The organism is Chryseobacterium sp. ISL-6, assembly GCF_018613715.1.
Lineage (GTDB): Bacteria > Bacteroidota > Bacteroidia > Flavobacteriales > Weeksellaceae > Chryseobacterium > Chryseobacterium paludis.
Genome location: NZ_JAGGPT010000006.1, coordinates 213,615 through 231,329, shown reverse-complemented (window position 1 = coordinate 231,329; position 17,715 = coordinate 213,615). Strand labels below are relative to the sequence as shown.

Annotated in this window: 18 protein-coding genes and 6 tRNA genes; 12 read left to right on the top strand and 12 right to left on the bottom strand. The window is 36.0% G+C overall.

What is annotated here, in order from left to right:
- Positions 1–186: 186 nt before the first annotated feature.
- The 4 genes from glmM to J7E44_RS11815 all read left to right on the top strand — a co-directional run bounded on the left by glmM (position 187) and on the right by J7E44_RS11815 (position 4,824).
- Positions 187–1,569 carry a phosphoglucosamine mutase gene (gene glmM, locus J7E44_RS11830; RefSeq protein WP_214829728.1) on the top strand — a complete coding sequence of 461 codons (1,383 nt, stop codon included), beginning with the start codon at positions 187–189 and terminating at the stop codon, positions 1,567–1,569.
- 49 nt (positions 1,570–1,618) lie between these two features.
- Entirely contained in the window at positions 1,619–2,194 is a 576-nt protein-coding gene (locus tag J7E44_RS11825) for a Crp/Fnr family transcriptional regulator (RefSeq protein WP_214829726.1), read from the top strand.
- 73 nt (positions 2,195–2,267) lie between these two features.
- Complete coding sequence (locus J7E44_RS11820; RefSeq protein WP_214829724.1) at positions 2,268–3,236, top strand: quinone oxidoreductase family protein; 969 nt, start codon at positions 2,268–2,270, stop codon at positions 3,234–3,236.
- Between the two features lie 208 nt (positions 3,237–3,444).
- A complete protein-coding gene (locus J7E44_RS11815; protein WP_214829722.1) occupies positions 3,445–4,824 on the top strand; it encodes a tetratricopeptide repeat protein in 1,380 nt (459 codons plus the stop codon).
- Positions 4,825–4,873: 49 nt separating this feature from the next.
- On the opposite strand, the gene J7E44_RS11810 is transcribed toward J7E44_RS11815, so the two are convergent.
- The 3 genes from J7E44_RS11810 to J7E44_RS11800 form a co-directional block, all read right to left on the bottom strand.
- Positions 4,874–5,758: a DMT family transporter gene (locus tag J7E44_RS11810; protein ID WP_214829720.1), complete on the bottom strand. Its 885-nt coding sequence runs from the start codon at positions 5,756–5,758 to the stop codon at positions 4,874–4,876.
- Positions 5,758–6,399 (bottom strand): leucyl/phenylalanyl-tRNA--protein transferase, encoded by a 642-nt coding sequence (aat, locus tag J7E44_RS11805; protein ID WP_214829718.1) that lies wholly within the window; start codon positions 6,397–6,399, stop codon positions 5,758–5,760. Before aat ends, J7E44_RS11810 begins: the two co-directional genes overlap by 1 nt.
- A 62-nt stretch (positions 6,400–6,461) precedes the next feature.
- Positions 6,462–6,839, bottom strand: a complete 378-nt coding sequence (locus tag J7E44_RS11800) for a DUF3127 domain-containing protein (protein ID WP_214829716.1) — start codon at positions 6,837–6,839, stop codon at positions 6,462–6,464.
- Positions 6,840–7,017: 178 nt separating this feature from the next.
- Here J7E44_RS11800 and J7E44_RS11795 point away from each other — a divergent pair.
- The 6 genes from J7E44_RS11795 (at position 7,018) to J7E44_RS11770 (ending at position 7,660) form a co-directional block, all read left to right on the top strand.
- Positions 7,018–7,099, top strand: a tRNA-Leu gene (locus J7E44_RS11795).
- Positions 7,100–7,108: 9 nt separating this feature from the next.
- Positions 7,109–7,181, top strand: a tRNA-Gly gene (locus J7E44_RS11790).
- Between the two features lie 9 nt (positions 7,182–7,190).
- A tRNA-Leu gene (locus J7E44_RS11785) sits at positions 7,191–7,274 on the top strand.
- Positions 7,275–7,403: 129 nt separating this feature from the next.
- Positions 7,404–7,485 (top strand) — tRNA-Leu (locus tag J7E44_RS11780).
- Positions 7,486–7,494: 9 nt separating this feature from the next.
- Positions 7,495–7,570: transfer RNA gene (locus tag J7E44_RS11775), tRNA-Gly, on the top strand.
- 6 nt (positions 7,571–7,576) lie between these two features.
- Positions 7,577–7,660: transfer RNA gene (locus J7E44_RS11770), tRNA-Leu, on the top strand.
- 258 nt (positions 7,661–7,918) lie between these two features.
- Here J7E44_RS11770 and J7E44_RS11765 read toward each other — a convergent pair.
- The 4 genes from J7E44_RS11765 to J7E44_RS11750 are packed head-to-tail and all read right to left on the bottom strand — an operon-like array spanning position 7,919 to position 9,711.
- Positions 7,919–8,329, bottom strand: coding sequence for a VOC family protein (locus J7E44_RS11765; protein ID WP_214829714.1), 411 nt, complete (start codon positions 8,327–8,329; stop codon positions 7,919–7,921).
- Between the two features lie 9 nt (positions 8,330–8,338).
- Positions 8,339–8,788, bottom strand: a complete 450-nt coding sequence (locus J7E44_RS11760) for an SRPBCC family protein (protein WP_214829712.1) — start codon at positions 8,786–8,788, stop codon at positions 8,339–8,341.
- A 58-nt stretch (positions 8,789–8,846) separates the two neighbouring features.
- The gene (locus J7E44_RS11755) at positions 8,847–9,272 is read right to left on the bottom strand and encodes a DoxX family protein (protein ID WP_214829710.1); all 426 of its coding nucleotides are present in this window, start codon (positions 9,270–9,272) and stop codon (positions 8,847–8,849) included.
- 13 nt (positions 9,273–9,285) lie between these two features.
- Complete coding sequence (locus tag J7E44_RS11750) at positions 9,286–9,711, bottom strand: SRPBCC family protein (protein WP_214829708.1); 426 nt, start codon at positions 9,709–9,711, stop codon at positions 9,286–9,288.
- A 133-nt stretch (positions 9,712–9,844) separates the two neighbouring features.
- Between J7E44_RS11750 and J7E44_RS11745 the strand changes: the two genes are divergently transcribed.
- The gene (locus J7E44_RS11745) at positions 9,845–10,813 is read left to right on the top strand and encodes a GlxA family transcriptional regulator (protein WP_214829706.1); all 969 of its coding nucleotides are present in this window, start codon (positions 9,845–9,847) and stop codon (positions 10,811–10,813) included.
- A gap of 723 nt (positions 10,814–11,536) precedes the next feature.
- Here the strand turns inward: J7E44_RS11745 and J7E44_RS11740 are convergent.
- The gene (locus tag J7E44_RS11740; RefSeq protein ID WP_214829704.1) at positions 11,537–11,917 is read right to left on the bottom strand and encodes a helix-turn-helix domain-containing protein; all 381 of its coding nucleotides are present in this window, start codon (positions 11,915–11,917) and stop codon (positions 11,537–11,539) included.
- 216 nt (positions 11,918–12,133) lie between these two features.
- On the opposite strand from J7E44_RS11740, the gene J7E44_RS11735 reads away from it, so the two are divergent.
- Entirely contained in the window at positions 12,134–13,453 is a 1,320-nt protein-coding gene (locus tag J7E44_RS11735) for a hypothetical protein (RefSeq protein WP_214829702.1), read from the top strand.
- A 245-nt stretch (positions 13,454–13,698) separates the two neighbouring features.
- On the opposite strand, the gene J7E44_RS11730 is transcribed toward J7E44_RS11735, so the two are convergent.
- The 4 genes from J7E44_RS11730 to J7E44_RS11715 form a co-directional block, all read right to left on the bottom strand.
- Positions 13,699–14,541 carry a lipopolysaccharide kinase InaA family protein gene (locus J7E44_RS11730; protein ID WP_214829700.1) on the bottom strand — a complete coding sequence of 281 codons (843 nt, stop codon included), beginning with the start codon at positions 14,539–14,541 and terminating at the stop codon, positions 13,699–13,701.
- Between the two features lie 65 nt (positions 14,542–14,606).
- The gene (locus J7E44_RS11725; protein WP_214829698.1) at positions 14,607–15,647 is read right to left on the bottom strand and encodes a glycosyltransferase family 9 protein; all 1,041 of its coding nucleotides are present in this window, start codon (positions 15,645–15,647) and stop codon (positions 14,607–14,609) included.
- A 436-nt stretch (positions 15,648–16,083) separates the two neighbouring features.
- The gene (locus J7E44_RS11720; RefSeq protein ID WP_214829696.1) at positions 16,084–16,305 is read right to left on the bottom strand and encodes a bacteriocin-like protein; all 222 of its coding nucleotides are present in this window, start codon (positions 16,303–16,305) and stop codon (positions 16,084–16,086) included.
- A 146-nt stretch (positions 16,306–16,451) separates the two neighbouring features.
- Positions 16,452–17,714 (bottom strand): acyltransferase family protein, encoded by a 1,263-nt coding sequence (locus J7E44_RS11715; RefSeq protein WP_251040565.1) that lies wholly within the window; start codon positions 17,712–17,714, stop codon positions 16,452–16,454.
- Position 17,715: the final 1 nt, after the last annotated feature.

The window sequence follows — 17,715 nt, the reverse complement described above, 5'->3', positions numbered from 1 at the left end:
TGCTACTCTTTATTTAGAGTGATCAGGAAGAACTTTGCCCCTAAAAAATTCAATTCTAAAGGCGGGGGTTGTGATAAAGATTGCGGTTGTTCATAAATTTGTCATGCAAATCATGTAAATAATTTCTAATTTTGCTTTGCCTTAAGCAAAATATTAAATAGAATTTAAACTTACAAAAGACCCACAATGTCATTAATTAAAAGTATTTCAGGAATCCGAGGAACGATCGGAGGAAAAGTGAATGATAACTTGACGCCACTTGATGTGGTAAAGTTCGCTTCAGCATTCGGAACTTGGCTTCAGAATAATAAAAACAAAAAAGATTTAACGCTTGTTATAGGAAGAGACGCCAGAATTTCCGGTGGAATGGTTTCTTCTCTGGTAACGGCTACATTACAAGGTTTAGGAATTAATGTTGTTGATCTTGGACTTTCTACAACACCAACCGTTGAAATCATGGTGCCTGAACTGAAGGCAGACGGAGGGATTATCCTTACCGCCTCTCACAATCCAAAACAATGGAACGCACTTAAATTACTTAACGAAAAAGGAGAATTCATCAGTGGTGAGAATGGAGCAGAAATGTTGGCTATCGCTGAAAGCGAAGATTTCAATTTTGCAGAAGTAGATGATTTAGGAAAATATGAAACAAGAGATGATGCTTTTGATATTCATATTCAGCAGATCCTTGATTTACCAATGGTAGATGTAGAAGCGATTAAAGCTAAAAAATTCAAAGTTGTTTTAGACGCCGTAAACTCAACAGGAGGAATTGCTATTCCAATGTTGCTTGACAAGCTAGGGTGTGAAACGGTAAAACTATACTGTGAGCCCAACGGACAATTTCCTCACAATCCTGAACCATTAAAAGAGCATTTAGGAGATATCTGCGAATTGGTGAAGAAAGAAAATGCTGACTTCGGAGTTGTTGTAGATCCGGATGTAGACAGATTGGCACTGATCGATGAGAAAGGAGAAATGTTCGGGGAAGAATATACCCTGGTAGCTATCGCAGATTATTTATTAAAGAATAAAAATGGGGTGGCTATTTCAAACCTTTCTTCAAGCCGTGCTTTGAGAGATATCGCTCAAAATCATCATTCAGAATATTTCGCAAGTGCTGTAGGAGAGGTAAACGTGGTTACCTTAATGAAAGAGAAAAATGCAGTAATCGGAGGTGAAGGAAACGGAGGGATCATTTATCCTGACTTGCATTACGGAAGAGATTCATTGGTTGGTGTAGCCCTTTTCCTTACTTATTTAGCTAAAGAAAATAAGACCGTTTCAGAATTAAGAGCTGGTTATCCAAGTTATTTTATGGGTAAGAAGAAAATTGAACTGACTCCTGAAATCAATGTAGATGATATTTTAACAAAAATGGAAAAGGAATATCAGAATGAAGAGGTTTCTACGATAGATGGTGTAAAAATAGATTTTGAAAATAATTGGGTGCACCTTCGTAAATCGAATACAGAACCTATTATCAGAATATATACTGAAGCTAAATCTCAGGAAGAAGCAGATCAGCTGGCAGATGAGATCATCGCAAAAATAAATAGTTTGATTTAAAAATAACAAGAACGGGGCATTATGTTCCGTTCTTTTTTATACTTAAAAAATGTTTGAGCACCTCAAAAACAGATTTCCTTTTCCAAAAGCCAAATGTGCAGAATTTGTGAAAGAATTCAAACGAATGGAAGTTCCCGCAAAAACAATCCTTTTGAAAGAAGATGAAGTGTCTTTACATGCTTATTATGTAGAAAAAGGAATGGCGCGGGCCTGGTATAATAATGATGGAAAAGATATCACATTCCAGTTTTTTATGGAAAATACCATGTTTTCATCCCTGGAAAGCTTTAGAAAAGGATTGCCAAGTATGGTTTCTTTTGAAACGATTGAACCCTGCGTGTTGTGGAAAATAGACAAGCCTACTGTTGATAAAATTTTAGCTGAGATCTATGAAGATCCTCAATTAAGAGACCGGTTTATGGATTCCATTTTTGAGCGGACTTTTGATTATATGAAACATTTTTTTTCATTTATTAAAGACAGTCCACAACAACGATACCTCAATCTTACAAGGGAAAAGCCAGAGATCATCAAAAGAGTCCCTCAGCATTATATTGCATCTTATCTTGGAATTACCACGGTGCATCTCAGCAGAATAAAAAGTAAGATCCTGAAAGAAAAATAAGAGCTTAACTGATTACAAATGTTATTGCACAACGAGTCGCTTTAGGAATAATTTTGTATAAAAATTAAATAGAATGAAAGCAGCAATAGTATTTGAAAAAGGAGAAATTCCTCAATATGCAGATTTCCCTGATCCTGAAGTTCAGGATAATGAACAGTTGATTTATGTAAAAGCAGCGTCTATCAAACATCTCGACAGAGCAAGGGCAAGCGGAAAACATTATTCAACGGCAAATGAGGAACATAAACCTACTGTTGTCGGAAGTGATGGCGCCGGATTATTGGAAGACGGATCTAAAGTCTATTTCTTCAGTAAAAAAGGAACCGTAGCCGAAAAAGCGGTAGCCGACAAAAAAATGATCGTTCCTGTTCCCGAGGGATTAGACTTTTCAATAGCCTCAGCATTACCCAATGCAGTAATGGGATCAGCAATGGGACTGAAATTTAAAACACAGTTAAAAGAAGGGGAAACAGTTCTTATTAACGGGGCTACAGGAGTAACAGGTAAAATTGCCGTTCAGGTGGCGAAATTATACGGAGCCAAAAAAATAATTGTTACCGGAAGAAATGAAGACGCGTTGAAATCTCTACATGAATTGGGAGCCGATGAGGTGATCTCTTTAAAATTGGATGATGAAGATTTTAAGCAAAGAATAAAAGATATCCATCATCAGACTCCTATCGATGTTGTTCTGGATTATATCTGGGGGCATTCTGTTGAGCTTCTTTTATCAGCCATAAAAGGAGATGGAAATTTTTCTCATAAAACAAGGCTGGTTTCTGTAGGGGGAATGAGTGGAGATACCATTCAGTTATCGTCACAAATCCTGAGGGGTACTGACCTGCAGATTTCGGGTTCCGGTTTGGGAAGCTGGTCTCCGGAGGAATTTAGATTATTACTCACAGAGATTATTCCCGAAATGTTTCAGGCAGCAGCAGATGGAAAATTGAAAATGGAAACGGAAAACGTTGATTTAAAAGACATTAAAACAATTTGGGAAAATGAAATTCCTAACAGAAAAAGGTTAGTCGTATTAATTTAATGTGAATCCCTCTTTTTATCCACATTTCTTTTATTATATTCTTCTTTTTACTATCTTTAGGATAGAAAATTACGAAAACATAATTCAAAAAAAAGTCGCAAATTTGCAGTAATTTTGAATAACAATTTCAGAAGTAGTATATTAATTAAATAAGTTTGCCGAGGTTCGCAAGAAAATTCGGGCATTGGCTGACTGAGTAGACACTATATTGGAAGAATATTTTGGAAATGAACTTGTAAAAAAGTTCGAAGAAATGATTGAAAATAATGATGAATTCTATTTCGATACAGAAGAACTGGAAGACATTATTGTTTATTATCTGGAGCTGGGCGATTTTAACTATGCAGATAATGCTGTTACTTATGGCCTAAAGCTTCATCCTAATTCACTAGACATCAAGATCAAAAAGCTTGAAGTCCTGTTGGAGTGGGAAGATTATAATACGGCAAAAGAACTAATTGACGAGTTAAAGGCTTCATCCATGGAGCACACGGACTTTTTAGTTTGTTACGCCAAGTATTATTCGAATTTGGGAAATCCTAGAAGGGCTATCGATATTTGTAAAAAAGCATTAGAATTGAAAGAAGAAGAAAACTTCCTTCACAATTTTATCGCGGATGAATATGTAAACCTGGGAGATCCTTTCAACGCTCTTATACATTATAAAAAAGCATTGAAAGAAGACCCAACGGATGAATATGCGTTGGAGAACTGTATGATCTGCTTTAATGATTTAAAAAAGAGTGAGGAGGCTATTGCCTTTTTGAATGAATATTTAGATGAATTTTCTTATTCTGAGACCGCTTGGTATGAATACGGACAATTCTATTTCAACAGAAAGAATTATGAGGAGGCGATCAAAGGGTTTGATTACCTTTTAGCGATCAATTCATCTTCTGTGGGAGTGTATGCTAATAAGTCTGCTTGTTATGAGGCTTTAGGGCAATATAAGAAAGCAATCGAGGTTTATGAGGAAATGCTTGAATTGGAATATACGAAAGCATTTACTTATTATAAAATCGGATTGTGCTATAAAGCATTGAAACAGCCGATCGTGGCATTAAATTCTTTTCAGAAGTCATTGAGAGAAGATCCTCAGTTCTATCTTTCTATGATGGAGCAGTCGTACTTATATGAAGAGATGGGCGGAATGGCAGAAGCACTGCATTTTGCAAAAGAAGCAACCCACCTGAACGACAGCAATCTTGATTATCAGAAAAGATTGGCATTTTTGTTCATCGATTCAGGAAAGTTTGAAGAAAGCCTTTCTTGCTTAAAGAAACTGGTCGCTTCTGAGCCTTCAAGGTTTTACAATTGGTATGCATATTCAGAAGTATTAATGCTTTTGGGTGAGTATGAAGAAGCGGTTACGATTTTATATAAAGCAATAGAAAATCACAACAGAGCAGAATTGTATTATCAGCTAAGCAACTGTTATTTCAACCTGAGAGAACAGGAAAAAGGAATTGAATCGCTTCAACAGGCGTTAGACTTGGACTCAACTCTTGTTCAGGATATGCAGAAAAAATATCCTTTTATAAAAGATGGGGTTAAAAAGGCTAAAGCTAAAGTGAAGAAAAAGAATTAACAATCAGTAAATGATTATTTAAAATAAAAATCCTGCAGTAATGCAGGATTTATTTTTTTATAGTGGGTTTCGTTCTTAAAAAGATCAAGCCTCCAATAATGATGGCTGCACCTACAAATTGTAAAAAGGTTAAAGATTCGCCATCTAAAATTCCCCAGATGATCGCAACAATAGGCATCAATAAAGTTACCGTAGAGGCAAAAAGAGGAGAAGATACTTTCAGTAGTCTGTAATTCATCGTCATAGCCAGACCAGTTCCGAATACGGAAAGTAATCCTACAAACATAAGACCCATCATATTATCTTCTGAAAAACTAAATTCCGAAAAGAATCCGGTTAATGCCAAAGCAATTATAGAAGGGAAAAACAATACGAAAGAGAATACGAATGATGATAAAATAACGGAAGACAATTCCATAAGTTTGGATTTCACCGTCGTTGTGCTTATTGCATAACATAAGGTGGCCAATAGAAGCAATAAGATAGGAATGAGTTTAAACTTTCCTTCGTCATCACCTCCGAAAGCCAGCAGACAAACTCCTGCAAAGCTAATACAGACGCCAATAATCTGTTGTTTTGTCGTATCGAACTTCCATATCAGCGCCCCTACAATAATCACGAAAATAGGCATCATGGAATTGATGATCCCGGCAATACTGCTGCTCACTTCTGTTTCCGCAATAGGGAAGAGGAACATCGGAATGAAATTTCCGGTGATTGCGGCTAAAATAAGCCACTTCAAGTGTTTTTTCGGGAACAATTTATATTTGGAAATCGCGACCGGAAGTAATATAATTCCTGCAATAAGAACCCGAAGGGCTCCTACCTGATAGGGATTATAATGTTCTAAAGATTTTTTTATTAAAATAAAAGAGGATCCCCAAATAAGGGTGAGTACAATTAAAAGAATCCATTTCTCTTTTTCTGCTTTCATTATTTTTTGTGTAAGTGGTGTAAAAATTGTTTTTTAGGAATCATCCTTGCTCCCAGACTTTCCAGATGCTCGGTATGAGACTGGCAGTCTACAAGGTCCAGCTGATCTTTGTAGGTTTCTACAAAATGAATAAAACCGGCTTTAGAAGCATTGCTTACTTTCGCAAACATGCTCTCGCCACAAAAGACATTCCCGATCTGAAGACCATAAAAACCACCCACCAATTCTTCATCTTTCCACACCTCGATGCTTTTTGCTAATCCATATTCGTGAAGTTTAATAAACGATTCCATGAGTTCATCAGAAAGCCAGGTACCCGACTGGCCACTTCTGCTTATTTCCTGGCAGTTTTTGATCACGCCCCTGAAATCCTTGTTTTCAGTAAATGTGAAAACACCCCTGTTGAGTATTTTCCGCATCGATTTGGAAACCTTTAATTCATTAGGAAATAAAACAAAACGCGGATCAGGACTCCACCAAAGAATCTCTTCCCCGGGATTGTACCAGGGAAAAATACCCAACTGATAAGCAAACCAAATCCTGTCTACTGATAGATCACCCCCAAAAGCTATAACTCCTTCATGCCCGTCATAAAGTTCCGGATCAGGAAATGAAATCTCGTTTTTGTCTAATCGAACCATGTTGAGGAAAAAAAATCCCACTTAAAAAGCAGGATTTTGTATTTTTAATCGTTGTATCTTAATTAAAAAGGTAAATCATCATCCTCATCTCCTGCAAATGGATTCTCATTTGAAACCGGAGAAGCAGATTGTGATGGACTAGCCTGAGTTGGCTCAGATCCATTATCCATTACTTTTTCTATTTTCCAACCTGTAATAGAGTTGAAATATTTAGTTTCCCCTTGTGGAGACGTCCATTCTCTTCCTCTGATGTTGATTCCCACCTTTACATTTTCTCCTTCTTTAAGGTTATCTAATAAACTGATCTTATCAGACAAAAATTCTATGTTTATCGGCTGTGGATACTGTTCCTGAGTTAAAATAACCATTTCTCTCTTTTGAAATCCACTCGCAAATGTCTGAGCATCAAAAAGTTTCTTTACCGTTCCTTGTAATTCCATATCGTATATAATTAACGATGTAAAAGTAAGAAAATGAAATGTAATATTTGGGGTCAGGAAAAAAAAATGCCGAAATTTTAATTTTTTTTTGAAAACTCTTGCAATTAAAGAAAATTGCCCTATATTTGCACTCACAAAAACGAGAGAAGATCTTTAAAATATATCTTAACAAAACAATGCGGATGTGGTGTAATTGGTAGCCACGCCAGACTTAGGATCTGGTGCCGTGAGGCGTGGGGGTTCGAGTCCCTTCATCCGCACTACGTTTTGCGAAAATAGCTCAGCTGGTAGAGCACAACCTTGCCAAGGTTGGGGTCGCGGGTTCGAGTCCCGTTTTTCGCTCTACTTCATGCCCTGGTGGTGGAACTGGTAGACACGCAGGACTTAAAATCCTGTGTTCGTAAGAACGTGCGGGTTCAAGTCCCGCCCGGGGTACTAAAATCCTCTGTAACTTAGTTACGGAGGATTTTTTTTGTTTTTTAAGATGATTATTTTTTAAAATTGATTTCTTATATTTGTGATAAGAAAGCCGGTTATCTCTATTAATAGAGATCAACAAAACCAGCGGATGTGGTGTAATTGGTAGCCACGCCAGACTTAGGATCTGGTGCCGTGAGGCGTGGGGGTTCGAGTCCCTTCATCCGCACTACGTTTTGCGAAAATAGCTCAGCTGGTAGAGCACAACCTTGCCAAGGTTGGGGTCGCGGGTTCGAATCCCGTTTTTCGCTCCACTCCATGCCCTGGTGGTGGAACTGGTAGACACGCAGGACTTAAAATCCTGTGTCCGTAAGGACGTACGGGTTCAAGTCCCGTCTGGGGTACAAGATCCTCTGTAACTTTGTTGCAGAGGATTTTTTGGTTTTAAGGGTTTTGTTAATTCTATTGTTCTTAATTTAATGGCTTCTTTGGCTTCAAACCGAAATGGGTCTGCCAAAAATTTATAACAGAATGCTATAACCCCAGTCCGACGAACCTTTACAACAGGATAAAGAAAAATAAAATACAGGAGATGTAAATCCTATTTATAAATAAAACTATCAAAAATTTAATTTTGATAGTTTTTATCCTTAAGTCTTTTTTTACTTTTCGTGAGCCAATCCCAATATCCACCGAACCCCAAAAATATCGGTTATTTCGATGAGCCTTTGCTTTTTCAACTCCAGAGAAGAATCTGCTATATTCCCGCTGAGCTGTATGATGAACCTAAACCGTTCGGATGAATTCCGGCAAGGGAAATAAATTGCAAGGTGATTACCAATTTGATATCCTTCATCATGAACCAGGTCGGAACCATGAAGAACGATGCGTTCAGAAATTAGAGAACCACTAATCACAGGTTTATTGAGGTATTGATTTAGAGGTATTTCCAATATTTCAAAAAAAAGTTCGCCTCCAAAGCATGATTGGTAAAAAGTAAATGCTTCTTTACAATTTCCTGCCAGCGTTATGAATATTCCGAATTTTGCAGATTTATATTGTTGTTTAAGCATGTAGTTACATTAAGCATCCGGAATTTCAGGTTCAACAAGCCTTTTTAATTTATCAAGAGATTCCTGCCAGCCCAGATAGCACATTTCTGCAGGTATCTGTTCTGGAATACCAGTTTGTTCAATTCTGATTTCTGTTCCACACGATACTTTACCGAATGAGACTGTAGTCGTCATTTCTCCCTGTAAAGCTGGATTATCAAACTGCTCAATATATTTAAGGAACTGTCCTTCTCTGATCTCAGCATAGGTACCACCAAAAGAATGTCCATTACCGGTACTGAAATTAATGAAAGTCATTTTAAACTTTCCGCCTTCTTTAAAATCTGCCTGCTGTACAGTGCATATAAATCCATAAGGCGGAATCCAGGAGGCATAAGCTGTCACATCGGCAAATGCGCGAAAAACTTTTTCCGGAGCAGCCTGGATTATTCTGTGTAATGAAACGCTGTTATTTGTCATTTTGTTTGATTTTAGATGTTTGAATATATTTCAGTTTTTTTTATCATTATCGGAAGCCTTATTGTGCTGCAGATATTTCATCATAGGAAGCAACTCCGGAAGCCGATACGTTTTCTTTTCGGACATTCCATTTCCGGAAGCGATAAGAAACTGCCAGCAAAGCCAGAAATATAAGAGGCATAAGCATATATGCCGGATTCCCATCAACACATGCGTGGCTTATAAATGCAAATACCAGGTTAAATGCCAGGCCTGCATAAGCCCATTCTTTTATTGTAGCCGGTATCTTATTAAGAGATATTGCTACAATTCCTAATATTTTACTGATAATTAATGCGTAAGCAAAATAGTCGGGATACCCCAGCGCTTTTGTTCCCGCATTTACATATTCCGGTGCAAACAATAATGTTGCAGCAGGCATAACGCCTTCCCATAAGGACAGTACAATGGTAGCTGCCCAGAAAATTATTCTATTCTTTTTCATGTTTTCTGATTTACTAATTATTAGATGATTCTGCATATTTTACAAAACTATTTAGAATAGCCTGCCAGCCTTGTTTCTGAAATTCAGGGTCATTCTCTGTTTCAGGATCAAAGCTTGTGGTTACCAACGTTTTTCCGTCCTGTTCATTGAAGATGGTAGAAGCTGTTCTTCCATCAGACATGGTATAAATTATTTCCCTGTTTGGGTCCACCTTATCATAGGTACCGGAGAAATCGAAACCGAAACTTCCATCCCTGGCTTCCATTCTGTTTGTAAATGTACCTCCTACTCTAAGATCGTTATTACTACTCGGACAATGCCAGCTTGGGTCTGCCGAATTCCAGTTCATAATATCTTCCGGCGAATTCCACATTTTCCATACTTTTTCCACAGGAGCATTAACTTCAGCTTGTACCTTAATTTTTACTTGTTCTTTCATTGTTTTAATTTTTTGTTGTTATTGTTATGACAAAGATCGCACAGATAATAAAATTAGGGCTGTTGCAAAAACGACAACTTAAGGGGTGGATTGCGACAAAAAATATAAGTATCTTTACAACAAAATAAAAGCTATGCAGATATCAGTTTTTGTTCCTCAATATGGTACGATAGAAGCCATAACCCCGGCATTCAGGACTTTTCATACGGCCAATGAGTTTCTTTCCGTGTTTGGGAAAAAGCCCATCTTTAAAGTAGAATATGTAGGATTAAACGAATATGTTCCGGCTAATAGTGGGGAATATACGATAAAGACCAACAGGCTACTTCAGAATGTTACCCATACGGATCTGCTTATTATTCCTCCTACCTTTGGGACTATGGATGAAGGTATAGCAGCCAATGCAGACGCAATTCCTTATTTCAGGAAGCTTTATTTCGGAGGAACAAGCCTTGCCAGTTTATGTGTCGGAGCCTTTCTTCTTGCAGAAACAGGTCTTCTTGACGGCAGTAAATGTTCCACCCATTGGGCCTATATCAATGAGTTTAAAAACAGGTATCCGCAGGTAGAAGTAGAAGACGGCGCTATTATAACAGAGCATGATAATATTTACAGCAGTGGTGGAGCCAGCAGCTTATGGAACCTGATACTATACCTTGTAGAAAAATATTCGGACAGGGAAACAGCTATTATGATTTCAAAATATTTTGCATTAGATATAAGCAGAGATAACCAGTCGCAGTTTGCTATTTTCCGTGGTCAGAGAAGCCATACCGATGAACAGATTAAGAAGGTTCAGGATTTTATAGAGGAACACTATGAAGAGAAAATAAATGTTGAAAATCTTGCAGCATATGCCGGTACAGGACGCCGTACCTTTGAAAGAAGGTTTAAAGATGCTACAAACAATACTCCTGTAGAATACATGCAGCGGGTACGGATAGAAGCTGCTAAAAAGTTTTTTGAAGCATCACGGAAAAATGTTTCTGAAGTAATGTATGATGTAGGATATACGGATACGAAAGCTTTTCGTGATATTTTCAGAAAAATAACAGGACTTACGCCCATCGAATACCGAAATAAGTTTGCCAAAGTTTATTAAGTTATAACAGCAAGTTCGGTGTATAATAATCCGGCAAAGATATAGATGTGAGAAATTTATAATATTTTTATGTCTGCTGTTAGCATAGACAAACCATTGTTTAGCTGAATCCGCCATCTTGCAGCTCACGGAAAATAACCGGGGCAAATGCTATTTTCCCCAAATAAAAAATATGATTTAATTATACATCTAATAATGGATTGGATGGCGGCTGGAGAAGGAACAACCTTAAAGCATCAATATCAAAAACAATTACAAGGTCATTTATCGAAGAAGGCATCTTTTACAATGTTAATGAGATCTATGCCTGCTGTAATAAAATACGTGCCAGCTAAATTGCTAGATTAAAGACCTTTAAATATTCCTGAAATATTCCTTTTTCAATAATTCAACTACATATAGGATTATAAACTATGATCCTATTAGTGAAACAATAAATAATATTGTTGTCAATATGGATATTGACCTAGATAGTTTCAAAGTCTGAACAGTTCTTTTTTCGAAAAAAATTTAAAATAAATTTTTTAATATAAAGCTCTACTATTAGTAGAGCTTTTTTTGTTATGAGTTGATTTACAATTCAATCTTTTAGAGGTGTTTCTATTAAACTTTGAATTACAAAAGATAATTCAAAGTTTTATTTTGGGTTTTTAAAATTATGTCCTACAAAAAATCCCACTTAAAAAAGCAGGACATATATTTTCAATTATTCTAAGAACAAAATTACTTCCCAGATTTAAACTTCTCCAATTCCTTTTTCAAAGCTTCATTCTGTTCCTTCAACATATCAATATATTCCTTATGATTTTCCAGCATATAGTCCGGAATATTATAATATTGATTTGTATTACCTGTTTGCTGAAAAGAACTACTATCATTAAAAGTTAAGTTGTCATTGTTTTGAACAACGCCATTAGTTCTTTCTTCTTTAATATCTTCCACTGGAACATTCAAAGCTTTAGCCAACTTCTCCCATTCATCATCAAATATCTTTACATCGCCGCTTTCTTTTCTGCAATAGTTTGAAACATCCGTCGCCAGAATTTGTGACATGTATTCCTGAGTATATCCTCTCTGCTTTCTTAGACTTTTTAGCTTTTCCATAGTGACCTCTTAAATGTGCTTTCTACAAATATAAAGAAAATTGTTGTTGTTATTCTGGTGATTTTAGTTTTTCAAAGGTTCATAAAAAGTTTTTCCGTTGGTTATCTGTTTTTAATTATAATTTTTCATCTGCTTACATCGAAAGAAGAAAAGGCAAGTCAGATATAACTTTACAAACGAATAATAAAAATGTATAAATTTGGACTTGTTCTTCGTTTGCCTCACCATTGCAAAACCCCGAACAAGTTAATATTAGATAAAAATAAATCTCACAAAACGATTGTTAATATGGATACAAGATCTACCAATTTTCCCAATCAAAGAAAGCCCAATGCTGTATTACGTTTCCTGCATTTGTATGTTATTTCTTATGTGTATCTTTTTATCCTCACCTCACAGTTTTCGCCTTTAGCGGGAATATATAAAAGCGGAGTGTTGTGGTTGTGTAAAAATGTTTTTCAGCAGCAGCAGGTGGAATATATTATGATGACTGGCAGTGGGGATACAACATTGGATTATTGGGTAGTTTTCGTCAGTATGGGCTTAGCTGCAGTGGCGGCGCTCATTATACTTTTTACAGATAAAAAGCAGCGTACATTTAAAGATCTTCATTGGTTTACGGTAGTAGTAGCACGTTATTATGTTGCTATGATCATGCTTTCGTATGGTTTTGCGAAACTGCACAACGGTCAGTTTCCTGCCAACTCGATTGGGAGGCTGGAAGAAAAAGTTGGCGATATGTCGCCCATGGGAATAATATGGGCTATGATGGGGGCTTCCAAAGGATATACATTTGTTTCCGGACTGCTGGAATCTATTGGTGGACTTTTACTTCTTTTCAGGCGAACAAAAACTTTTGGCGCTCTTTTTTCCATGACGGTGATGATCAATGTAGCGCTGCTGAATTTTTTTTATGATGTCCCCGTAAAAATATTTTCCAGCCATATTGTTTTGTTTTGTGTATTTATTGTAAGCGGTGATGCCATTGCGCTGTATCGCTTTTTTGTTTTGCATCAGCCATCGCAACTACGTTTTCAAAAACGAACATCCGACAAAAGGTGGAAGCGTATTACACTTATTGTCCTCAAGGGACTTGTCGTGGCTTATTTTATACTCACTTCTTCGTCAGTGCTGTCTTATACACCTCCAGCTGTACCAATGGAGGGCGCATATACTGTTGAGAAATTTATAATTAACAATCGGGAAATACCGTCCTGCAGCAACGATTCTGTTGGTTGGAAAAAACTATTGATCAGTTACCCCGGCCGGACAGGTATAATTCTTAACAATGATAAGACTAAGGCATTTCTGGGCGTTATAGATACACGAAAAAAAACACTTACAATTCGTAAAACGGAACGAGACCATATATACGCAAATCTGCATTACAATGTTCAAAAAGACAGCATCATTTTTTTTACAGGAAATATGGGGAGCGACTCTGTAAGAATAAAAACAATAAGAAAGAAAAAGGAAGATTATCGGCTAAACAAGCGTGGTTTTCACTGGATCAATGAATATCCGTTTAACAAGTAAGTGATAAGGGTATGTTCTCCGATGTTATAAAAAAACTTGTGAGAATAATAGGGAAAAATAAATAGAGGAGATGAAATTTAAAGTTAAAATTTGATATTAGATTCTAAATAATAGTACAAAAAACCCCACTTAAAAAAGCAGGATTCTATATTTTCAATTATTCTAAAAGCAACAATTACTTCTCCAACTCCTTCTTCAAAGCTTCATCTGTTGCCCAATCATTTTAAATTATAATTCTTATCCACTTAAACCGAAAGAAGAAAAGGTAAGTCAGATTCTAAAAGGCTGATCATTGAAATGAGTATTAAATTTCTAGACACTGGAATGACTTTCAGGAAATATTTATAAAACTTCAATACTTTTTTTATCTTACGCTTGGTTCGTAGCTTGTTGCTGGCATTAACGATTTGTTTTAAAAAGTATTCGGGGGAAATTCCTGCCAGTAACGAATATTCTGTACTGATGATTTTGAGAATCTTTGGATCATTGGTTATTCGTGAAAAGTTTTTAATCCTTTTTGGAAGTTCAAAATCGGCATGAAAATTCATTCTGTTAAGATCTACCATAAAAAAACGATAGGCATCGTTGATCTTTTCTATTAAGAAATTTCCTGGAGAATTATCAATGAATTCAATTCCCTGTTCATGCAATTGAAAAACTAACTGGGTGTACGCTTTGATAATCTCTTTCACATCCTCAAAAGGTCTTTCGGAATAAAAAACGTTTTCTAAGGTACAGGTGTTTTCTAGTTGTTCGCTTATATAATAGCTGTTTGTTAGCCCCAGCCAATCATGAAATTCTACGTAGGCGATGGGCTGTGGGGAGTAGAAGTTTTTCTCAATCAGCATATTGGCATATTCGAAAGAGCGTTTTGCTTTAGACTTACGGTAATACTTATAAACATGCCTGTTGATAAAGTTATGCTGCTTAAATGATTTAAAATTCAGCTGCTTTCCGTCGATTGTAAATGATTTTACAATATTTCTGCTTCCGGGACCAATTAAAGTACCCTCGTTATGGAAGTTTTTTATGATACGGATTATCTCATCCTTATAATGAGAATAATCGGGTGTAAGAACAATATTCATACTTATTATAAATGTAATTGTGGTAAAGATCAGTAGGTTTCAAGTTCAGTATTCGATGCAATTCTTTAATTAAGAACTGCTTTTAGCATGTCCATTATTTGATGTTCATTAACGTGGTTTGTATTAATAGAAAAACTTTTGTCATTGTAAGGTTTGTATGCGTTCTCATCAGTTACTGCAAACAGTCCTACAGTTGGGGTTTCTACAGCGCTGGACAAATGCATTACACCATTATCTGCAGCGATAAAAACACTTGTATTAGCAATGAAAGAACCCATCTCCCGAATATCTGTACTGTAGAAAGACGGGATTTTAAAATCTAATCTGGAAATATTTTCCACGGGTAAGAGTTCGATGATATTATAATCTGGAAACGCAGACTGTAAATTTTCATGAAATGAAGCCCACCAGTCTTTCGAATAACACTTGTCCCCGGTAGCGTTTGTGAAAAGACAAATGGTCCTTTTGTCATTGTTGATGATTTCGTTTAGTTTTATTTTGCCGGTTTCTATCTCATTTCTATCCAGTTTTATACTTAAAAAAGGGATTTTGCCTGTATTTTCTTCAAATCCCAATTGGGTAAGAAATGCCCGCAGATTGTAGATTGCATTTTTTGCGGCATGTGGATAGTCCGGGTATTTTAAATGGAGTTCATCATTCCATTCATTAAAAAACTTGTACTCAGCATTGGCCATCTGAGTAGATAATTTTCCCGAAGATGAGCTGTGGCTTGTATTGATAACCAGATCATATTTGGTCCAGCGCAGCAGACTCCAGCCTTTTATATATTTTAATAAGTTACTGAACGGCTTCTTTGGAAGTTGAATGATACGATCAATATTTTCGTAATTTTTAAAAATAATGGGTGAAATACTGCCTTTTACAAATAGATCAATTTTGGCATTTGGAAAAGTGTCAATAACTTCCTGAACTATTGGTGAAAGCAACAAAAGATTTCCCAATCTATGATTGGGGCGGGAGATGAGTATTTTTTTTATCGTTACCTCTTTGCCCTGCTTAACAGTGGAATTTGATTTCCCTATATTTTTTGTAAGGCTCCGCATCACCCTCCTCCTGATAACATTGAGTTGTTTGGGTATCTTCATAGCAAATAGGAGATCATCAGGATCTCGGTTTATGGATTAAAAACTTCTTAAAAAAAATTGGATGTATAAATTTAATACAAAACAATCATTTGATTGATATTTTTTTAAAAAGTTAATCGTGTTTACAAAATTTAATATTTTAAGTAAAATATTATAGTGGAAATGTTAGTTTAGGCTTATTTAAAATGGATATTCCCTGCTATTAGAGAATAAATAACTTTTTGGTAATGAGGATGATAAAACGAATGTCTGGAAGAATTTTGTATTTAGTGAATGTAAGAAGTATAAAAAAGAGAATTTTGTCTCAGCAACATTCTACTTTAATGAAGGATGTATTTAGGGATAAACTCACAATAATATATTTTCATATAAATAAAGACAGGACTAATTAACCTGTTTGCGTTATTAGATTTTAGATTGAATGATAATGAGTAATTCAATTTAAGACACCCCTGGAGGTGGATGTGGTGCATTGAAATTCTGGTTTGGGTTTAAAGCACATCCATACTGAATAGGAACAGTAAGAGCCTGAAGCGCAGTCTGCATCACTTTTACAAAATGGGATGGCTGGACCACCTATTGTACCTCCACCAACACTTCCACCTTGTCCCAGAATTTCTTTTTGCTCTTGTCTGCTAAGCTTCTTAAAATTTTTCATAGGTTGTTGTATTTAAAATTATTATCCTAAAATTACCAGTATACTTAATACCAGGCCAGGACAAGCTAATAAATGGATTTATTTCTATATAGATGTAGGTATTTTAAAGATAAGTGTTGGTTGATGGTTTATTTAATAGGTCTGTATCAGCGATTTACAATTCTTTTTAGTTTTTCCGAAGGTTTTTCAATAGCATATCTGTAAAATAATGCCCCAACGATACACGCTGACAAACAGATCAAAAGCACTATATTATCGGGAATAGCGATGTTTAAAGATTTTAATCCTTCCTGTACCATATGAATAACACCTTTATGGGAAAGATAGATGGCATAAGAAAGACTGGCGAGCTGATTGGTAATAAATAATCCCGATTTAGAAATATAGGACGAATGGGAAATAGCAGACATAACGATCAGTCCATAGCTTATGGCAACTGAGGTAAATCCAAAAACAGAGGCGTTTTTTGAAGCTTGTTCATCACAGAACCAAAAAGAAAATCCCAGAAGGAGAACACCAGCAATAAAAAGAAGATTTCCATAGGTGTTGATCAGGACTTTAAATTTTAAAGAGAACTGAAATAAATAACCAATCAGAACACCTATAGCTAAGCTATCCAAACGGGTATAAGTAGGATAATAGATATTCATATACCATTCTTTCCAAAAGTTTTCGGTATTGATATGAGGAACTATAAACCCGTGCCATGAAATAAATCGGATAAGTATACTGAAAATGAGAACTAAAGCGATAAAAATTTTTAAATATTTAAACGTTTTTGTTTTTAAAAATAATAACAATGAAAAGGGAAGCAAAAGGTAAAATTGTTCTTCAATACACAAAGACCAGGCATGAGAAAAAGTTCCCTGGTTGATCACATCAAGACCATAGTTTTGGGTAAAGGTGAGAAATTTCCAAAGCGGAGATAAGCTTTCCCTTTCTCTAAAAAAAGGGAAACTGAAATACAGCAAAATGGTGAAGAGATAGGGCGGAATAATCCTGAAGAATCTATTGGCAAAAAAGGATCTGAGATCGATCTTCTGATGAATTTTTATTTCTTTGAAGAGCTGATTAGAGATCAGGAATCCGCTTAACACAAAGAATAGATCCACACCTGTCCATCCAAATCTTCCATAAACATTTACCCATTCAGGATGGGTAAATGCCCGGTAATGATAAAATAAGACCAATAGAATCGCAGTAGCTCTTAGGTGATCGAGTCCATAAAATCGCTCAGATGGTGTATCCATTATTGTTTTTTTTGCAAATTTTTCTAAAAGAAGGCGCTTATTGAGCGATTGTGTCAGAATGAATGTATTTAATGGTAGAAAGCATCTTTTGCTGTCTGAATGTAAAATATCGTTATTCACCAGCAATTTTACTTTATTAAAAACTAAATGTATTTTCATC

What these genes read in the sequence shown, in the direction of transcription:
- J7E44_RS11810 (WP_214829720.1), bottom strand. Translation starts at nt 5,758, where the DNA reads ATGAAAGCAGAAAAAGAGAAATGGATTCTTTTAATTGTACTCACCCTT.
- J7E44_RS11755 (WP_214829710.1), bottom strand. Translation starts at nt 9,272, where the DNA reads ATGAAAAAGAATAGAATAATTTTCTGGGCAGCTACCATTGTACTGTCC.
- J7E44_RS11760 (WP_214829712.1), bottom strand. Translation starts at nt 8,788, where the DNA reads ATGACAAATAACAGCGTTTCATTACACAGAATAATCCAGGCTGCTCCG.
- J7E44_RS11715 (WP_251040565.1), bottom strand. Translation starts at nt 17,714, where the DNA reads ATGAAAATACATTTAGTTTTTAATAAAGTAAAATTGCTGGTGAATAAC.
- J7E44_RS11745 (WP_214829706.1), top strand. Translation starts at nt 9,845, where the DNA reads ATGCAGATATCAGTTTTTGTTCCTCAATATGGTACGATAGAAGCCATA.
- J7E44_RS11725 (WP_214829698.1), bottom strand. Translation starts at nt 15,647, where the DNA reads ATGAAGATACCCAAACAACTCAATGTTATCAGGAGGAGGGTGATGCGG.
- J7E44_RS11800 (WP_214829716.1), bottom strand. Translation starts at nt 6,839, where the DNA reads ATGGAATTACAAGGAACGGTAAAGAAACTTTTTGATGCTCAGACATTT.
- J7E44_RS11765 (WP_214829714.1), bottom strand. Translation starts at nt 8,329, where the DNA reads ATGCTTAAACAACAATATAAATCTGCAAAATTCGGAATATTCATAACG.
- aat (WP_214829718.1), bottom strand. Translation starts at nt 6,399, where the DNA reads ATGGTTCGATTAGACAAAAACGAGATTTCATTTCCTGATCCGGAACTT.
- J7E44_RS11740 (WP_214829704.1), bottom strand. Translation starts at nt 11,917, where the DNA reads ATGGAAAAGCTAAAAAGTCTAAGAAAGCAGAGAGGATATACTCAGGAA.
- J7E44_RS11720 (WP_214829696.1), bottom strand. Translation starts at nt 16,305, where the DNA reads ATGAAAAATTTTAAGAAGCTTAGCAGACAAGAGCAAAAAGAAATTCTG.
- J7E44_RS11825 (WP_214829726.1), top strand. Translation starts at nt 1,619, where the DNA reads ATGTTTGAGCACCTCAAAAACAGATTTCCTTTTCCAAAAGCCAAATGT.
- J7E44_RS11750 (WP_214829708.1), bottom strand. Translation starts at nt 9,711, where the DNA reads ATGAAAGAACAAGTAAAAATTAAGGTACAAGCTGAAGTTAATGCTCCT.
- J7E44_RS11820 (WP_214829724.1), top strand. Translation starts at nt 2,268, where the DNA reads ATGAAAGCAGCAATAGTATTTGAAAAAGGAGAAATTCCTCAATATGCA.
- glmM (WP_214829728.1), top strand. Translation starts at nt 187, where the DNA reads ATGTCATTAATTAAAAGTATTTCAGGAATCCGAGGAACGATCGGAGGA.
- J7E44_RS11730 (WP_214829700.1), bottom strand. Translation starts at nt 14,541, where the DNA reads ATGAATATTGTTCTTACACCCGATTATTCTCATTATAAGGATGAGATA.